Origin of the sequence: Diaminobutyricibacter sp. McL0608 (genome assembly GCF_039613825.1) — a bacterium.
Classification (GTDB): Bacteria; Actinomycetota; Actinomycetes; order Actinomycetales; family Microbacteriaceae; genus Diaminobutyricibacter.
In genome coordinates, this window is sequence record NZ_CP154826.1 from 458,773 (window position 1) to 475,351 (window position 16,579).

The 16,579-nt window shown below is 60.5% G+C and carries 16 protein-coding genes; 4 read left to right on the forward strand and 12 right to left on the reverse strand.

Going from position 1 to position 16,579, the window contains the following annotated elements:
* Window positions 1-90 precede the first annotated feature (90 nt).
* Both AAYO93_RS02210 and AAYO93_RS02215 read right to left on the reverse strand, forming a co-directional pair.
* Window positions 91-1,488: a ParB/RepB/Spo0J family partition protein gene (locus AAYO93_RS02210; RefSeq protein WP_345763389.1), complete on the reverse strand. Its 1,398-nt coding sequence runs from the start codon at window positions 1,486-1,488 to the stop codon at window positions 91-93.
* Between the two features lie 334 nt (window positions 1,489-1,822).
* The gene (locus AAYO93_RS02215; protein WP_345763390.1) at window positions 1,823-2,728 is read right to left on the reverse strand and encodes an ArdC-like ssDNA-binding domain-containing protein; all 906 of its coding nucleotides are present in this window, start codon (window positions 2,726-2,728) and stop codon (window positions 1,823-1,825) included.
* 551 nt (window positions 2,729-3,279) lie between these two features.
* Between AAYO93_RS02215 and AAYO93_RS02220 the strand changes: the two genes are divergently transcribed.
* Window positions 3,280-3,582, forward strand: coding sequence for a hypothetical protein (locus tag AAYO93_RS02220; RefSeq protein ID WP_345763391.1), 303 nt, complete (start codon window positions 3,280-3,282; stop codon window positions 3,580-3,582).
* Between the two features lie 492 nt (window positions 3,583-4,074).
* Here AAYO93_RS02220 and AAYO93_RS02225 read toward each other — a convergent pair whose 3' ends face one another.
* The 7 genes from AAYO93_RS02225 to AAYO93_RS02255 all read right to left on the reverse strand — a co-directional run bounded on the left by AAYO93_RS02225 (window position 4,075) and on the right by AAYO93_RS02255 (window position 11,243).
* Entirely contained in the window at window positions 4,075-4,683 is a 609-nt protein-coding gene (locus AAYO93_RS02225; protein ID WP_345763392.1) for a phosphoribosylanthranilate isomerase, read from the reverse strand.
* Entirely contained in the window at window positions 4,674-4,922 is a 249-nt protein-coding gene (locus AAYO93_RS02230) for a hypothetical protein (RefSeq protein ID WP_345764946.1), read from the reverse strand. Before AAYO93_RS02230 ends, AAYO93_RS02225 begins: the two co-directional genes overlap by 10 nt.
* Window positions 4,923-4,952: 30 nt before the next feature.
* The gene (locus AAYO93_RS02235) at window positions 4,953-6,245 is read right to left on the reverse strand and encodes an ABC transporter permease (RefSeq protein ID WP_345763393.1); all 1,293 of its coding nucleotides are present in this window, start codon (window positions 6,243-6,245) and stop codon (window positions 4,953-4,955) included.
* 20 nt (window positions 6,246-6,265) lie between these two features.
* On the reverse strand, window positions 6,266-7,516 hold the full coding sequence (locus AAYO93_RS02240; protein ID WP_345763394.1) for an ABC transporter permease: 1,251 nt from the start codon (window positions 7,514-7,516) through the stop codon (window positions 6,266-6,268).
* Window positions 7,513-9,042, reverse strand: coding sequence for an ABC transporter ATP-binding protein (locus tag AAYO93_RS02245; RefSeq protein WP_345763395.1), 1,530 nt, complete (start codon window positions 9,040-9,042; stop codon window positions 7,513-7,515). The genes AAYO93_RS02240 and AAYO93_RS02245 overlap by 4 nt, the downstream gene beginning before the upstream one ends.
* Before the next feature lie 87 nt (window positions 9,043-9,129).
* On the reverse strand, window positions 9,130-10,179 hold the full coding sequence (locus AAYO93_RS02250; RefSeq protein ID WP_345763396.1) for a BMP family lipoprotein: 1,050 nt from the start codon (window positions 10,177-10,179) through the stop codon (window positions 9,130-9,132).
* Between the two features lie 161 nt (window positions 10,180-10,340).
* Entirely contained in the window at window positions 10,341-11,243 is a 903-nt protein-coding gene (locus AAYO93_RS02255; RefSeq protein WP_345763397.1) for a LysR family transcriptional regulator, read from the reverse strand.
* Window positions 11,244-11,339: 96 nt separating this feature from the next.
* Between AAYO93_RS02255 and AAYO93_RS02260 the strand changes: the two genes are divergently transcribed.
* Both AAYO93_RS02260 and AAYO93_RS02265 read left to right on the forward strand, forming a co-directional pair.
* A complete protein-coding gene (locus AAYO93_RS02260; RefSeq protein ID WP_345763398.1) occupies window positions 11,340-12,251 on the forward strand; it encodes a pseudouridine-5'-phosphate glycosidase in 912 nt (303 codons plus the stop codon).
* A gap of 110 nt (window positions 12,252-12,361) precedes the next feature.
* Complete coding sequence (locus tag AAYO93_RS02265) at window positions 12,362-13,231, forward strand: carbohydrate kinase family protein (RefSeq protein ID WP_345763399.1); 870 nt, start codon at window positions 12,362-12,364, stop codon at window positions 13,229-13,231.
* Between the two features lie 503 nt (window positions 13,232-13,734).
* Here the strand turns inward: AAYO93_RS02265 and AAYO93_RS02270 are convergent.
* Together AAYO93_RS02270 and AAYO93_RS02275 are read right to left on the reverse strand one after the other, a co-directional pair.
* A complete protein-coding gene (locus AAYO93_RS02270; RefSeq protein ID WP_345763400.1) occupies window positions 13,735-14,217 on the reverse strand; it encodes a carboxymuconolactone decarboxylase family protein in 483 nt (160 codons plus the stop codon).
* Window positions 14,218-14,334: 117 nt separating this feature from the next.
* A complete protein-coding gene (locus AAYO93_RS02275) occupies window positions 14,335-14,646 on the reverse strand; it encodes an ArsR/SmtB family transcription factor (RefSeq protein ID WP_345763401.1) in 312 nt (103 codons plus the stop codon).
* Window positions 14,647-14,994: 348 nt separating this feature from the next.
* On the opposite strand from AAYO93_RS02275, the gene AAYO93_RS02280 reads away from it, so the two are divergent.
* Window positions 14,995-15,852, forward strand: coding sequence for an SMP-30/gluconolactonase/LRE family protein (locus AAYO93_RS02280; protein WP_345763402.1), 858 nt, complete (start codon window positions 14,995-14,997; stop codon window positions 15,850-15,852).
* 16 nt (window positions 15,853-15,868) lie between these two features.
* Here AAYO93_RS02280 and AAYO93_RS02285 read toward each other — a convergent pair whose 3' ends face one another.
* Window positions 15,869-16,540: a GntR family transcriptional regulator gene (locus AAYO93_RS02285; protein ID WP_345763403.1), complete on the reverse strand. Its 672-nt coding sequence runs from the start codon at window positions 16,538-16,540 to the stop codon at window positions 15,869-15,871.
* Window positions 16,541-16,579 lie beyond the last annotated feature (39 nt).

Consider the following 16,579-nt stretch of genomic DNA (forward strand, 5'->3'; position numbering starts at 1 on the left):
TCGACAGTGACGGATGTATGAAGTGCAGCACGAATGAAAGCCGGTCTCGAACCATCACATGGTTCGAGACCGGCGCCGCTGTTACAGCGGCTACCACTTGCGGTCAGTTGCTGGTTCCGGGTCTACTTCCATCGACCCGATTGAACTGCCAATCACGATTCTCTCGACGTCGGAGAGCGAGTATCCCCAATCAGCCAATTGAGCAAAGTACGCCGCCTTCGCGACATCTGGGTAGCGCCAGGTGTTCTTGCTCGTGCTCGACTCGATGCCGCCGAGGACGACGGCGAGGCTGACGTGCTGCGCCGTTGTCGGGTTGCTTTCGAGGTATGCGGCGAGTTTGTCTCCGTTCCAAGAGCTGCCTCGTTCGATTCCGAGAAGCTCGTGTGCGAGGGCGTTTCCGCGTTCGGCGGCGGTTGCGACGTCGCGGCGATGGGTGGTGAGTCCTTGCGCGATTACCGTGTTCGCGTCCTTGGGCGGTGTCTTCCGTGCGAGGAATTCGGTGAGCCACTCGCGGCGGACGATTTCCGCGGACGCCCATGCCTTGTTGTTGGCGATCAGGGTCTTTCGTTCGGCTTTCTGTTCGTCGGTCATGGGGCCGCTCGCCGCAGATGAGTTGTTTGCTTTGCGGAATCCGGCTGCTTTGGGGTCTGCGAGGTAGTAGCTGACGGTTGCTTCGTCGCTGGTCCAGTAGACGGTGACGTACGCGGCCCGGCCCTCCGTATCCGCTATGAGTTCCAAGGTGGCCTTGGCCCCGTCGGCGGTGATCAGGTCGCGGATATTGGTGTAGTCGCTGTCGTGGTACCCGGGTTCCCGGTCGAGCACGGTGTATCCCTGCTCGGCGAGCGCCGCTTCGGCACTGGTTTTCAGTTGGGTCCGGCGGTGTTCGTCGCGGGCGCGCTGGGCGGCGTGGGCGAACTGCGTTGGGTCCGAAACCGCCACGTCAATCAGCTGGGCTCGGGCTTCTTCGTCGTCCTCGAATTCGATCAGGACGGCGGCTTGGTCGAGCGTGAGGGTGTGCTTCTGTATCGCGGTTGCGGCAACAGGGTTGTCCGCGACTGCGAGAGCGTTCTTGACGATGGCTTGCTTGGTGCTGGTGCGTTTGGCGATCGTTGGGATGCTGAGGCCTTCGAGGGCGAGCTGGTGGAATGCGGCGGCGCGGTCGCTGTCGGTGAGTGCTTCGCGCTGGTCGTTCTCAACCATCTGTTGCACGATCCGCTCGACGGTCGCGTCGTCGGCAGCGACGATGTAGGCGGGGATCGTGGACAGTCCGGCCTCCCTTGCGGCGAGGGTGCGACGTTGGCCGGCTCGGACGATCAGGCCGCCCTGCTCGTCTCGTCTGGCGAGTACGGGGGTGAGCACTCCGTGGTCACGGATGCTGGCGACGAATTCTTTGGTGAGTGGGCTGCTGGGGCGCACGTTGGCTTCGAGGGTGAGTGTGTTGGGGTCGACGTGCTCGATGGTTCCCTGCGTCGGGGTTTGGGTGTTCATGATTGGGTTCTCCCGTTCAACTTTGTTTTTGCCTGTCTGGCAAGAGAATCGATAGTGAGCGGGAGGGCCGTGAGTGCCGGGTCGTGGAATACCGGAGCGCAGCGAGGATATGCCGCGAAAGCCCGGAACGGTCGGCCTGGAAGCGAGCTACGGTGAACGGTCAGACAGGCAAAACGGCGCAGCCTTACGCTCCGTTCGCAGGTAGTGATCGATGCCGAGGGCGGGGTTTGACGTTTCGCGGGGTCCGGCCGCAAGGGCCGAACCCCGCGAAACTACGAATCTGCCCGGCGCCCTTGAGCCTTACCTAGAGTCGCCCGCGGCCGCCTGTTCTGCGTTAATCAGTCGCGACGCGGGTTGGCTCGAGGATGCTCATGATGGCGTGCACGGCGTGGAGGACGCGGGTGGCGGTGGAGGCGATCAGCGTGCTGTCCGCGTCGGCCCATCCGGCGATGTAACCGATGCTGTAGCCACTGGTGTCGAACCCGGTGAGCCCTGCGACGACGTAGGCGACGGATTCGGCTTCGGTTTCGGCAAGTCCGCGATGGTGGGCGTAGTCGGCGAGATTCTCGGTGTGGCCCAAGAGGATGTGCGCGGTCTCGTGGATCAGGGTTTTCGCTGCATGTTCCGGGGTCAGTGTGTCCTTGACCCCGACTTGACGTCGAGAGGGGTCGGCGTATCCGTTGAGACCACCGGCCAGGGGGCGACGGCTGATCGTCCACCCGGCAGTGCGGAGGTGGTCGGTGAGACGGTCGACGATTCCGAAGTCGTCGGTTCCGCTCAGCTCTTGGACAAGGGATGTTGGATCGGTTTCGCCTTCGATCGGGTCGGTTTGGGCGATGTCGAAGACGGTCAGAATCGGGAACCTGGCGATCGCCTTGTGCTCGGCTTCTTCGTTCTCGGCTGAGTCCGGGTGGTTGCCGGGGTTGGGTTCGGCGACCTTCTGGACGCGGTAGCCGAAGATGTGGATTCCGTGCTCGCCGGAGCGGACTTGTCGCCCTTTGCTCTGCCATGCCCGGTGCCCGGCAACGGCGGTGGCGTCCGGTCGTTGGCTGAGGATGAGAAGCACGTTGTTCAGGCTGTACTCGTGGAATGACGCGGAGAACTGCAGGAACTTGCGCCAGATGTCGGTGTTCCGCAGCATTTCGACCTGATCGATGATGCTCGCGTGCAGAGCTGCGGCGCGTGCTTTCTGCTCAGTGGCGCTGAACCTCCGTGCCCGTGTTGGGGATGTGGTTGTCATTGTTTCGTCTCCTTCGTGGACAACTGTTCTTTGTGCCGTCCGGCAAGGAGCATCGAAATGGAGCGGGAGCACCGGGAGTGCCGGCCGATTCCGGAGGAAATAAGCCCGTCAGGGCGCGTCCGGAATCGGCCGGAGCGGCAAGGTGCGGGAGCGAATTACGATCAACTGCCGGACAGGTCACAACAGACCCGAAAGGGTGCCGGCAGCGCAGCTGCTCAACTTCCGGTGTGCGTGCTGCCGAGCCGGCCAGCCGATCTCGCGGGAAATAGAAGGGTCGCCGGCGTGAGAGATCGTCTGGAAAGGTGACGTGCGCTCGCAGGAGCTTTGACGGAGCCGCCGATGGCGGCGCTGTTTCCACTGGTTTTGTGTGTCTTTCCGTCGGCCGATCGTAGCTCGTTCCCGGTTCTCCGTGCCGGGCTTTCGCGGCATATCCTCCCTCCGCTGTGCTCCGGTCCGGTATTCCACGGTCCCGGCACTGCGTCCCTTTCACTCGCTCTCGATCTCTTCGCCGGAAAGGCAAACAAAAGCTGTCGACCAGGGGAGTGAGTGGGATGCGGGTATTCATCATCGACACCAGAAGCATGGGGCCTGAACTGCAGGGAGGGATGATCGGGGTGGTCGGGTCCAGCAACCCGAGCGTCGAAGAGAAGGAAAAGTGCGTCGACATGGTGAGCCGGTATGCGAGGGATGGGTGGGCGATCGCCGCCGATCCATTCACGCCGATTGGCAGGTTGGCCGCCCTCACGGCGGAGGCGGCATGTGTTCCATTTGTTGCGTTCGAGCGGGCTGTTTCGGCAGGCGCAAGTCCGGTTGCGGTCATCCCATTTGATCCAAGTCAGCCAAGTCTGGGCTGATTCAGGGGAAGTCGGCCTAGTTTGTCCGGGTCTCGCCCTTCGTGACGGGAGTTGCGGTACGAACGCTCGCAGTCGTTGGACCCGCCCGAGCACCGCGATCTGTCGGTGAACGCAAAGGTGCAATGCGCGAATGTGTCGAGACAGTTGTGTTGCATGCGAAGGATGGGTGGTGGGCGATCGCGCCCTATCGAACTGGGTCGAGTCGGCGGTGATGACTGGAGGATTCTTCCGGAGGAGTGGCGCGAAGAGTGTCGGGATGGCGCTCGTTCTGTCGCTCCGGTGCTGGCCGCGTGGGCACGGAAACAACCCCCAAAGAAGCCGCCGAACTGGCCGTGAGCATAGAAGAACGCGCCAGGTGCCTATTGCGGGCGAGCGTGCTACGAGGTCGTAGCCCCGCCTTCGTGCTCTCGGTATACCCCAAGCCGCGTGAGGCGGGAACTGGCGGATATCCCCAGAGACGCCTTCGAGCAGAGGTTGGGTCGGGATCTTGGGCTACATCGTGTTCTTGGCCGCGTAGACGAACTTCGCGATCAAGGTCACATCCTTGACGCCTGGTGCCTTCTCCACTCCGCTCGAGACGTCGACTCCCCACGGGCGACAGCTCATTATGGCGGGAGTGACGTTCCCGGGATTGAGCCCGCCGGCGAGGATCCATTTGCCTCGCGGCGGTCGTAGTTTGAGGCGGGAGAAATCCCAGGTCTGGCCGGAACCCGGCGCGGGGGCGTCTAGCAAGAGAGCCTCTTCGCCCCAGCTTCCAACTGGGAGGCTTCCTCGCGCCTGTTCGGTGGTGGCGCGCCACAGCCGGCTGACGATCGTTCGCGCATCTCGAAACTCGGAAAGATCGTAGTTTCCACCGTGGAGCTGCAGGATGTCGGCGCCGATCTCTTTCGCCAAATGAGCAGCTTGAACCGCAGGCAAATCGTTTACGACGAGAACCTTCTGTGCGTTCGTTCCTACGTAGTTCGCGATCCTCTGCGCAGCTTCGATTGTCACATTGCGTTTGCTGCGTGCGCTGATAACTAGGCCGATTGCATCTGCTCCAGCATCAAGCGCTGCTCGTGTTGCCTCAATGGTAGAGAGTCCGCAGATCTTCACGAACACGTCGCCCCCAAGTGTTGTTTCGTCGACGGAATATGCCGAATGACTTTGGTCCCGTTCGGCGCTAGTCGCGTAGTGCATCGTTGGCTAGTTGAGGATCTATCGCGCGGTAGATCGATGAACGGGCCACCTAGCGCGTCGGCTCCCGCCGCCGCGGCGATCGCGATCGTGGATTCATTGATGCCACCATCGACTTGCAACCTAACCGAGGACTGCTGTGGCCGAGCTGCCCGGGACAGCATACGGATCTTCACGATGGCGCGAGCTATTGGTTAGGAAACGACGTACGGCTTGCCGCTAGCAGCGGGGCCGCGTACGCGCCCCACGAGACCCGCGACCGCGAAGATTGTGATGAGGTACGGCAGCATCAGGAGGAATTCGGATGGTACGGGCGATCCGATGACGCCCAGTACGTTTTGAAGGTTTGACGCGAATCCGAACAGTAGCGCTGCGAGTGTGGCTCGGATCGGATCCCAGCGTCCGAAGATCACCGCAGCCAGCGCGATGAATCCGGCTCCCGCGGTCATCTCCTTGCCGAAGGAACCCACGGAACCCAGGGTGAAGTAGGCGCCGCCGAACCCGACGATTCCTCCAGCCAAGGCGACGTTCCAGAATCGAGTTCGATTTACTTTGATCCCGACGGTGTCTGCCGCCTGTGGATGCTCGCCGACCGCTCGGAGCCGCAGACCCCATTTCGTCTTGTAGAGGCCGATCGTGACGGCGATGACAGCGAGGTACATCGCGTAGATGATGATCGTCTGATTGAACAAGGTCGGTCCGAGGACAGGAATGTGTGACAGCACCGGCAGCGCGATCCGTTCGAACCGCGGGGGAGTGTTCAGCGCTGAGGGGTCGGACGTCAGCGTCTGGGAGAACAAGAACGACGTGATCCCGATGATCAGCACATTCAGAACGACGCCGACGATCACCTGATCCACCAGGTACTTAATGGAGAAGGCTGCAAGGACGAAGGAGACGGATACGCCTGCAGCGGTTGCCCCGATCAGCCCAACATAAGGATTGTGCGTGAGTGATCCGAGCACTGCGGATACGAAGGCGCCGGCTAGCAGTTGCCCCTCGATGGCGATGTTGACGACGCCGACACGTTCGCTCACAACGCCGCCAAGCGCCCCGAAGATGAGCGGGGCGCTGAGGGAAACCGTCCCAAGGAGCAGACCAGGGATGGGGATCGTTTGTCCTGCTGATGTCCAGGTAAGGAAACCGAGAAGGAAAATCGCAGAAAAGAAGGAACTGAGGAGAGTTCCTATTTGGGGGTTCCAGTTCCGCGCCCAGTAGGAGGCGACGGTGAGGGCGAGGAGAAGCACGGCGACAACGGCCCCGGTGGTAGATGTCTGCAGCACGACGGGTGGTAGCTGAATGAAGTCGCTGGCCGTCGAGAGACGGAACGTCGCGTACCCTGCTCGCGAATACATGACAAAGAGGATCGTCGAGGTAACGGTGAAGATCGCGAACGCGAAAGTCGTCTTCCAACTCTGGACGCGTACTTGGCGCGGTTCGACGGCTTCGGTTGGCTTTGCCGAGGCGCTTTGGATGGTGGTGGTCATAGTGGTCATTTGTCTCTCGCTCACTTCGCTGCAGGCAGGGAACTTGTCCGCGTTGTCAGTTGCCGTCGTGTTGCGGCCGGGTTGGGTAGCCGGAAGGCCGCCCTGACGAGTGCTGGCGCGGCGATGAAGAGCACGATCAGCGCCTGGACGACGAGAACCATGTCTACAGGAATGTTGACGACGGCCTGCATTGAGAAGCCGCCCGCTTTGAACGCCCCGAAGAGGGTTCCCGCGATGAAAATCCCTATGGGCCGCGACCTTCCAAGCAGGGCCACGGTGATAGCGTCGAAGCCAATTCCGGCGTCGATCCCTGACCCGAATCCGGAGGTGACTGTTCCGAGGACTTGGGAGATGCCGGCCAGTGCCACAAGTCCGCCGGAGATGAGCATCGCGTAGACATACATGCGTTTGACGTCTATGCCAGCGACGCGTGCCGCGTTCGGGTTGGCGCCCACGGCGCGGAAACGGAATCCCAGCGCCGATCGGTTTAGGAGCCACCATACGAACACCGTTGCAAGGATGGCGAGCACGAATCCGAAGTGGAGGTTGAACTGGGGGCCGAACAGTGACGGCAGAATGGCCGAGGGTTTGATCGGCGCGGAGATCGGGTTGTTCGAGCCGGGAGCTTTGAGGATGGGGGTGCGAAGCAGGTACGACACGAGGTAGAACGCCACATAGTTGAGCATGATCGTGACGATTACTTCGTGGGCGCCGGTCCGTGCCTTCAAGAGTCCCGGGATGCCTCCCCAGAGGGCGCCGCCGATGATGCCCGCCAGGATGGCAATCGCAAGATGCAAACCCCACGGCAAGTTGAGCGTGAACCCTACCCAACCCGCACAGGCGACGGCGATTAGGATTTGCCCCTGACCGCCGATGTTGAACATGCCCACTCGAAACGCGACGCCTACACCGAGGCCGGCGGCGATCAGCGGTGTGGCAAAGGTCAGAGTTTCGGTGAAAGGTTTGATCTGACTGAGGAGGTCAGGTCGATTGGGATTGAAGATCGACCCTTGGAAGAGGGCGGCGTACGCACCCCCAACCGAGTTCCAGATCGCTGTGAAGGTGTCGCCTGGGCGGGCGAAGAAATAGCCGGAAGCCTGTTGGACCTGCGGGTTGGTCACAGCGATGAGGACCCCGCCGACGATCATTGCAAGAACGACTGACAGGATCGAGATCATCACGCTTCCGCCGACAATCTCGTTGAACAGCTGCCGTCCGCGTGAGGGAGGCTCGATAGGGATAGACGTCGAATTTGTTTCCCGGTGGTTCATGACACGGCGCTTTCGGTTTCGAGTTCTGGGGAGGTAATGCCGGCCATCATTTGGCCAATCACTTCCCGAGGGGTGTCACCGGGGACGATGCCAACTATTTGTCCGCGATAGATCACGGCGATCCGATCGGAAAGTGCGACGATTTCGTCGAGTTCAGTGGAGACGACCATGACCGCGACTCCGGCGTCACGTGTCTCCACGATGCGCTTATGCACGAATTCGATCGAGCCGACATCGATGCCTCGAGTTGGCTGAGATGCGACGAACAGTCGCAACTCGCGGCTGAGCTCGCGAGCGAGGACGACCTTCTGCTGATTGCCGCCCGAGAGTCGATCCACGTGCGTGTCGATACCCTGCGATCGAACGTCGAACTCCTGGGACTTCTCTTCCGCGAACGCTCGTAGGCGGGAGATTTGGAGGGTTCCGTATTTGACAAAGGGGGCGCCCTCGGAGCGGTTCAAGATGAGGTTCTCAGCGATGGAGAAATCGCCCACCAGTCCTTCGATCTTGCGATCTTCTGGGACGAATCCCACTCCCGCATCGAGCGTCTCCCTCACCGTACGGCCGAGAAGCTCCTGGCCGTTCAAAACGACGGACCCTTGTGCCTTGGCGCGCAACCCGAGCAGCGCCTCGGTGAGCTCTGTTTGACCGTTGCCCTGGACCCCTGCTATACCGAGGATTTCTCCCGTTCGAACCTGGAAGGAGACCTCGTCCACGACGACCTGACCTTTGTTGTTGACCACAGTGAGGTCCTTCACCGCGAGAGCAATATCTCCCGGCTCAGCCGGGTCCTTCGTCACGGTCAGTTCGACGGGACGGCCCACCATCAGCGAAGCGAGCTCGGCGTTCGATGCGCTTGGAGATGCTTCTCCCACCACCCGTCCGAGCCGGATGACGGTGATCCTGTCCGCGACTTCTCGGACCTCTCGTAGTTTGTGCGTAATGAACACGATGGACGTGCCGCGAGACTTGAGAACACGCATGATCCGCATCAACTCGTCGGTCTCTCGCGGAGTGAGTACTGCGGTTGGTTCATCGAAGACGAGGACACGGGCGTCCCGTGAGAGAGCCTTAATGATCTCCACGCGCTGCTGCACGCCTACGGGAAGGTCCCCCACGAGAGCATCGGGGTCGACGTCGAACCCGAAATGGTCGCTGATCTCGCGCACTTTCGTTCGCGCTGCGGCGAGGTCGAGACGCCCGGCAAAGCCGGTCTCTTCATTGCCGAGCATGACGTTCTCGGCAACTGTGAAGACGGGAATGAGCATGAAGTGCTGGTGGACCATCCCGATGCCGGCCTTAATCGCGTCACCGGGACCCGAGAAATACTGGACCTCATCATTCAGGAGAATCTCGCCTTCGTCGGCCTGGTACAGGCCGTAAAGGACGTTCATGAGGGTGGACTTGCCAGCGCCGTTCTCGCCCAACAGGCACAGGATCTCACCCGCGTCTACCTGCAGGTCGATATTGTCGTTCGCGGTCAGCGCCCCGAAGCGCTTCGTGATGCCACGGAGTTCGAGCTTCATTGCATTGCCAATCAGAAGTGGAGGAGACCAGCGGGCACGAGCGAGGGGGAGCTCGTCCCGCCGGCCCCTCGTGTTGGGACTTGGGCGCTATCCGACGGAGATTGAGCCGTCGATGATTCCCTGCTTGACCTTTGCCAACTCGCCCGCGAGATCCGGGGATACCTTGTTTTCGAAATCGTGGAACGGTGCGATGCTGACGCCGCCGTTTTTAAGGGTTCCGACGAACGGCTCGGCATTGAACTTGCCCTTTCCAGCGGTCGCGACAATGTCCTCGACACCAACAGCGATCCCCTTGAGCACCGAAGTCAGGAGCAGATTCGAGACCGACGGGTCGGTCTTGTACACATCCGTGTCAACCCCGATGAGTGCGATGCTCTTGCCCGAGTCGCGAATCGCCTGCCCGGCGCTCTGATAGATCGGTCCACCGACCGGGAAAAGGACGTCGGCTCCCTGATCGATGATCGACTGAGCGGTGGACTTGGCCGTTTCGTTGGCGGCGAATCCGCCCGTGAAGGAACCGGTCTGCGATCCTCTATTCCAGCCCACAACGCGGACGTTGGCGTTCTTCTGCTTGTTGTAGTAGCTGACGCCGGAGACAAAGCCGTCCATGAATGCGGTCACCGGGGGGATCTGGATCCCGCCGAACGTTCCGATCACGTGCGACCTGCTGTAGCTGGCCGCTGCGTAGCCGGCAAGGAAGGAGGCCTGCTGGGTTTCGAAGCTGATCGGCTTGACATTACGGAGCTTGATCGATGAATCATCGACGATTGCGTAGTCGATCTTCGGATTTGCTGTCGCCGAGGCTTTTGTTGCCTCAGCGAGCTGGAATCCGACGGTGACCATTATGTTGCAGCCCGAATCGGTCAATGCGGTGAGGTTCGACTGGTAGTCGGATTCCTGTGCCGATTCCACGATCTTCTGCTGAGCGCCAAGCGTCTTGGCTGCAGACTTGACGCCGTCCGCGGCGCCCTCGTTGAATCCCTTGTCGTTCAGGCCACCCGTATTGGCGACCATGCAGGGAAGGTAGTGGGATTTTGCGGCCTGTGCCACGTTCGATGGTGCTGCTGCGCACGCGGTGAAGAGCATGCTGACGGCGACGAGCCCGCCTGCAACCGTTAGTGCCTTTGAGAACTTCATTCCGATGCCTCTCTGCTTCGGGTTTGGACTTTGGACTATCAAGCCACGCCGAATTCTTTAGATCAACATTCAAATGATGTGCATTGATAAGCAAAATCAAATTATCTAGCAGTGCGCCATCCGGCTGGGGAGACCAGTCTTCTCAGCAGTTGAGTGACGGCTTAGGACGTGAATTGCTGCATGCTGGCCAGCTTTCGTGCGGCCGCGGCCACCTTGAGCACGGCCGCACGCGGCTCGTCCTTGTGGGTGACCATCGACATCGGAAGCGTGGCCGGTACCGTTAGCGGGCGAGCCACGAGCCCTTCTTCCAGTCGCAGCGTTGTTGCAATCGGGAGAAGGGCGAAGACCCGATTCTCGGCAATGAGATAACTACGGGGGCCCAGTACCAAGGCTCGGCCTGTCATCACCAAAGGATCGAGACCTCGCTCGCGACACAGGTCAAGTAGGGCATCGTAATAGGCCGGATCCTGTTCGCGCGGCCAGACGAGAAGTGGGAGATCCGAAAGTTGGGAAAGGTCGATCCTGGCCTGCTGCGCAAGGGGGTGGCGTGTGCTCAGTGCCACAACCATCGGCTCGTCGTACAGAGTCGAAACCTGGTATCCGTCGCCGACCTTGGGAAAGCGACCGATTCCCAGGTCACATTTGCCGGCCTCGATCGCGGTTGACAACTGGCCTGTATCGACGGGGAATTCTTCGACGGTGATGCCCGAGAGCTCTTCTACTGCACGCAAGAGCGCGGGGACGAAGTGGTCCATCGCGCTGGGGCTGGCGCCGAGGCGAACGGGTGTTTCTGCGTCGGCTCCAAGTCTGTTGGCAATGGCGTCGAGCGCTTTCCCGGCCTCGAGGAACCGCTTGACGAAGGGGAGCAGGTCGTCGCCGGCACGGGTGAGGGCTACCCGACGGGTGCTGCGATCGAAGAGTCGAAATCCCAGCCCTTCTTCAAGTCTGCGGATTTCTTGGCTCACGACTGCTTGGGAAACGTAGAGACTCTCGGCGGCCTTTCCGAAGTGAAGAAGTTCGGCAGCAACGGAAAAGTACTCGGCCTGCCTGCGGGTTATTTTCATAATGTTTTACTATATATCGCACCAGCTTGTTACTGGTTTGAAATAGTTCGTCGTCCTTAGGGTGGACCCACATCGCCAACGATTGGATCAACTCATATGGATATTTTGAATGTTTCGGAAGAGGTTGCGACTGCAGCCGCGGAAGGGCGCCCCGTCGTCGCGCTCGAGTCGACCATCTTCACTCATGGTCTCGTTCGCCCGCGGAACCTGGAAGTTGCTCTCGAGGCCGAGAAGCTGCTTCGGAGCCAGGGTGTGACGCCGGCAACGATCGGTCTCGTGAAGGGTGTTCCGACCGTCGGCTTGTCCACCGCCGAGATCGAAGCCCTTTCGCTTGCCGACGACGCGGTGAAGGTTAGTGTTCGTGACATCCCCACGGCCGTAGCCAAGAAGCTGAACGCCGGCACCACGGTTGCCGGCACAGCCCACCTGGCTCGCCTTGCCGGAGTCGAGGTCTTCTCCACTGGCGGGCTCGGAGGCGTTCACCAAGGTGCGCAGCACAGCTTCGACGAGTCTGCAGACCCCACCACACTTGCGGGCCTCGACATGGTTGTGGTGAGCGCAGGTGTGAAATCGATCCTCGACATCCCGCTCACATTGGAGCGCTTCGAGACGCTCAATCTCGCAATCGTCGGCTACCGCACCACCGACTATCCGGGCTTCTACCTCTCCGACTCCGGCTACGACATCGACTATTCGGTGGAGTCGCCGGAGGAGATCGCGGCTATCGTCCGCGCTCGCAACGCACTCGACATCAAGTCGACCCTTCTCGTTGCCAACCCCGTGTCGGAGGAGCAGCAGCTCGACCCCGTCGTTGCCGAGAGAGTGATCGCTGATGCCTGGAAGGCCGCGGGGGAACGAGGCACCCTCGGCCATGACGCGACGCCGTTCCTTCTCGACTACATTCAGAAGGCCACCAACGGCCGCAGCGTCGATGTGAACCTCGCGATCTACTACGGCAACGTCGCGCTGGGCGGGCAGATTGCGACAGCCCTGTCGCGACAGGGGTAGCAGCAAGCCGGGACGGGGGCTTTAGTGCTAGTTTTCTGCAGCCCCCGTCCCATTCTGTAAGAGTGAAACTGGTGGGCGGTTGGCGCCGGCCGTGGTGAAAGGGTGAATCTGTGTTGGTTGTGGTTGGTGACCTCGTCGAAGACATCGTTGTCTGGCGAACGGGATCTCTTCAGGAGGATACGGATAATCCCGCGGTGATAACGCGCGCCGGAGGTGGCAGCGGCGCTAACACGGCGGCAGCTGTCGCGAAAGACGCACCAGTCCGCTTCATCGGTCGTGTGGGAGAGGACGCGATCGGAGTTCACCTCGCCGATGCTCTTTCTGGCGAAGGCGTAGACGTCAGGGTTCAGCGGAGCGGGCGAACCGGCGCGATCGTGATCCTTGTTGATGAGAACGGCGAAAGGACGATGTTTCCCGATCGTGGGGCGAGCGTCGAGTTGTCGAGCATCGACGAATCCTGGTTCGAAGGTATGACCTGGCTGCACTTTACGTTCTATGGCTTCGAATCCGCATCGTCGGAGCAAGCGCTGCTTGAGGCTAGCAGGCTTGCACATCGGTGTGGGGTGCCAATCAGTGTTGACCTGTCGTCCGTTGCGGTCATTCACTCCCTGGGTCGAGTCAAAGTGTTGTCACTGCTTGACGAGGTTTGTCCATCCGTGATCTTCGCCAATCGCCAAGAGGCGCAGTCGGTTGCACTCCGTGAGCTGGCCGAATCGCTGGATGTGGTCTGCGTGATCAAGCAGGGGGTCGATCCAGTCTTGGTTCTTGACTCCGGGAAGGCCGAGCTGATCCCGACGGTGCCGGTCCCGAACGTAAAGGACACCACCGGCGCCGGTGACGCGTTCTCCGCAGGATACCTCCGAGCGGCGGTCGCCAACTTGTCGGCGGTGGATTGTGCTTTGGCCGGGGTGAAGGCCGCGGCAGAGGTGCTATCCCACCCAGGTGGTCGGGTGCTCAAAAACATCGAAAAGATTGCGTAGACCTCGCATCCAAAGCTTCCCGGTCGCCAGTGTCATGGACGCTGGCGGTCGGGAATCCATGTTCAGGGCAAGGCAGGGCACCCGCCTCGCAACACGACTACATTTGCGTTCAACATCGTGAGTTCGAATGAGCTAAGTGAGCCGACAGAACCCCAACTTCGTTGACCTTATTCGGAGAGGAGGGACTGCGACACTCGGCCGCTCGGCGCAGGGTTCGGCGATTTGTGGTTGCAACTGCTCAGTGGGCTTCAGCGGTTTTCTCGAGGCGACCCCTGTATCCGTTGTTGGGAATTGACCATCGTGTCCTGGGGTGCGCGGTCGCGGGGGCAGGCGCTTTGCCTGCGGTGTCAAGGTCGGACGAGATTGAAAGGCGGACTGGGCGACACATGACGGTGCTCCTCTGTCGTCTGACGACGACGTGCAGTAAGCGTTTCAAAATTGGCTCATGGGATCCCGCCTGTGCAACAGAGCATCATCATGTCCGCGACCTTCTGGGTGATACCTCATACCTGTACGAGGTCGCGCTCGCCGGCTCCGCTGGGCGCGACCGTGCAGTGGCTCGAGATGGCCACGCGGTTCCAGGCGTTGATTAGGATGACCAGCCACGAGACTGCCGCGATCTCCTGAGCCGTAAGTACCGCCTCGACATCAACCGTGTTGTGGACGCCGATCGGGCCGAGGGAGATATTCGTGAGCCGCTCGGCGAGGATGAGCGCAGCCTGCTCCTTGGCGCTGAAATACTGCGATTCCCACCAGGCCGCGACGACCGCGAGCCGGTCGGCGGACTCGCCCTTCGATATAGCGTCGCGCGAATGTAACCTCAGGCAGTAGGCGCAGCCGTTGATCTGTGAAGCCCGAATTCTGACGAGTTCGACCAACAGTGGGTCAAGTCCGGCTGCGGCAGCATTCGCTTGCGCCGTCGCGTCGAACGCAGACAGGCTCTGGTATGTGGCCGGGCTGGCTTTGCCGAGGTTGACGTGTGACAAGGTGGTTCCTGCTTTCCATTTTCGAATAGCGGTGGTGCGCAATGTGCGTAGGGAGCGAGTCCTTCGCTCTCAGGGAACGCCGCCAGCCCATCGAGCGTCGATGGCCGTCCCTCTTGTTCATGTGCCAAGGATGTAGTCGTAGAGGTCGTCGAGGGCATCCGAGACCATCTCCTGATTGGCTCGCCAGTAATAGGTACGGCCGGAGCCGCGGGGGTGCGTTGATCTGTGCCTTGAGATGAGGCCGGCGGCGGCGAGGGTTTTGAGATGGGCGAGTACACCATTTCGGGTAAGGCCGAGCTCAGCCATCACATGGCTGGTGGTGCAGTTCGGTAGGTGTGACAGCATCCGAAGGATTTCAACGCGAGTTCTCCCGGCGCTTACCAGAATGTACCCGGGAGGTAGATCGAGCGGCTCCAAAATGCCAGTCATGCGCTATAGTATATGGCATTGGCGCGGACAGGCGAGGACGTCTAGATGTGTTGACCTGGGCCGGTAGATCTCGAAAGGACCTTGATGCACCCGAACGTGTCAAGACAGCAGTTGGGGCGCAACTGACGTGGTAGCGATTCACATCCGCCATGCCGGGCATTCAACGCCTCGACAGTACAAATTGTTGAGTGGAACGCAAGCGCGAGTCTTGTGTGACATCAGCTCTGATATCGATCGGATCGCTAACTCGATGTTATTTGGTGAACGAGCGGGACGTCACCCGTCGGCGCGAGCCGGTGCAGCTGCGCTAACCATCTTGAGCAGGGGTGTCGGGCGGTGACGACTAGTGTGAATCATCTCAAGGCGACGAACTTGACTGGGGCGGTCGCTCATCACGCTGAGGGTCCAGTATGGTCTGAGGCGTGGGGCGGTCTTCGCTTTGTAGACCTAGATGCCGGGAAGCTTCTTACGTTCGATGGTGTCTCGGTCCACACCCTGCATATCAACCAGCCGATTGCGGCGTTTGTACGACCGCGAGCCTCGGGCGGTTACGTTGTCGCAACCGAACGAGGTATCGGCCTAGCCGAGGGTATGGACCTGGCTCCTTCGCGGTTCATCGATCTCTGGGATGACGCCTCTATCAGGATGAACGATGGCACGGTTGATCCGTGGGGGAGGCTTTGGGCCGGCGGGATGGCATACGACGCTCGTCCAGGAGCGGCGTCGCTTTTTCGCATTGATCCCGATCTCAGTTTCCGCCCCATTGTTGACGGAGTTACTGTCTCGAACGGCATCGGATTCTCGCAGAACGGTGAGCGGTGCTTTTTCGTAGACACGATGACCGGGCGCGTAGATCAGTTTGACGTTCTTGGCGGGGAACTCGCGAATCGCCGACCGTTCGTGACGTTCGATCGAGAACAAGGTCTGCCGGATGGACTAACGATCTCGGCTGACGGATCTGTTTGGATCGCCCTTTGGGGCGGTTCTTGCATTCACGGCTATAGTCCCGAAGGCGACCTGCACACAATCGTTGACTTACCAGTCGGCCAGGTGAGTGCATGCACGTTCGGTGGAGAGCAACTAAGGACTCTTTTCATCACAACCTCCCGACAAGGTTTGGCGGACGGAGTCGATTCGGAGGCAGGTTCTCTCTTCGCGGTCGAAACTGGGTATTCCGGTCTACCGGTGAGCGCTTTCCAGGGCTAGCTATTATTGATTAGCGCTATTCGACATCTGGCCCGGTGAAGGCTTCGATGCGATCAGCAGCCGCTTGGATGTGCTCTGCGATCGTTGCATCCAGGAGCACCTCATCATCGCCGGCAAGCGCCTCAACGATTGCGATGTGCGCTTCACTATGGCCTTGCATCTGCTCAATTTCGAGAAGCTTGTTCGCCATGCGCAAGAAGCCGTTCAATCGGCCGCGGAGTCGGGCAGTCAACTCCACGAGAAGTTGGTGCTCGCTCATCTCCCATAGCGTCTCGTGGAACTGCCGATCGAGCTCGAACATCGTGTCTCGGTCTCCAAGCGTCGCGGCTTTCGTCATTGAGGCCGTGATTTTCCGGAGTTGTTTCTCTGTCTTTGCGGTCCAGCGTTCTTGTACCCTTCGAGCAACAAATTGCTCAAGTACGATCCGAAGGCTCGTAATTTCTGCCAGATCTTTTCTGCTCAGGCTGGCAACGCGTGCGCCTCGGCGCGGCTCGCGTTCGATGAGTCGCTCTTCCGTGAGTATCGCAAGCGCTTCCCGCACGGGGATGTGGCTAACGCCGAGTCGTTCTGCAAGTTTCCGCTCGACGAGTCTGGTCCCAGGTTCAAGCTCGCCGTTTTGGATGGCCGCGCGCAGCTCGTCAATGACCTTAGTCGAGATGTTGTCTTCAGATAGGTTCCTGAGTGGCACCCGTTCTCCTTCCAACGGGCGCGACTCGGCAGCGCCGCG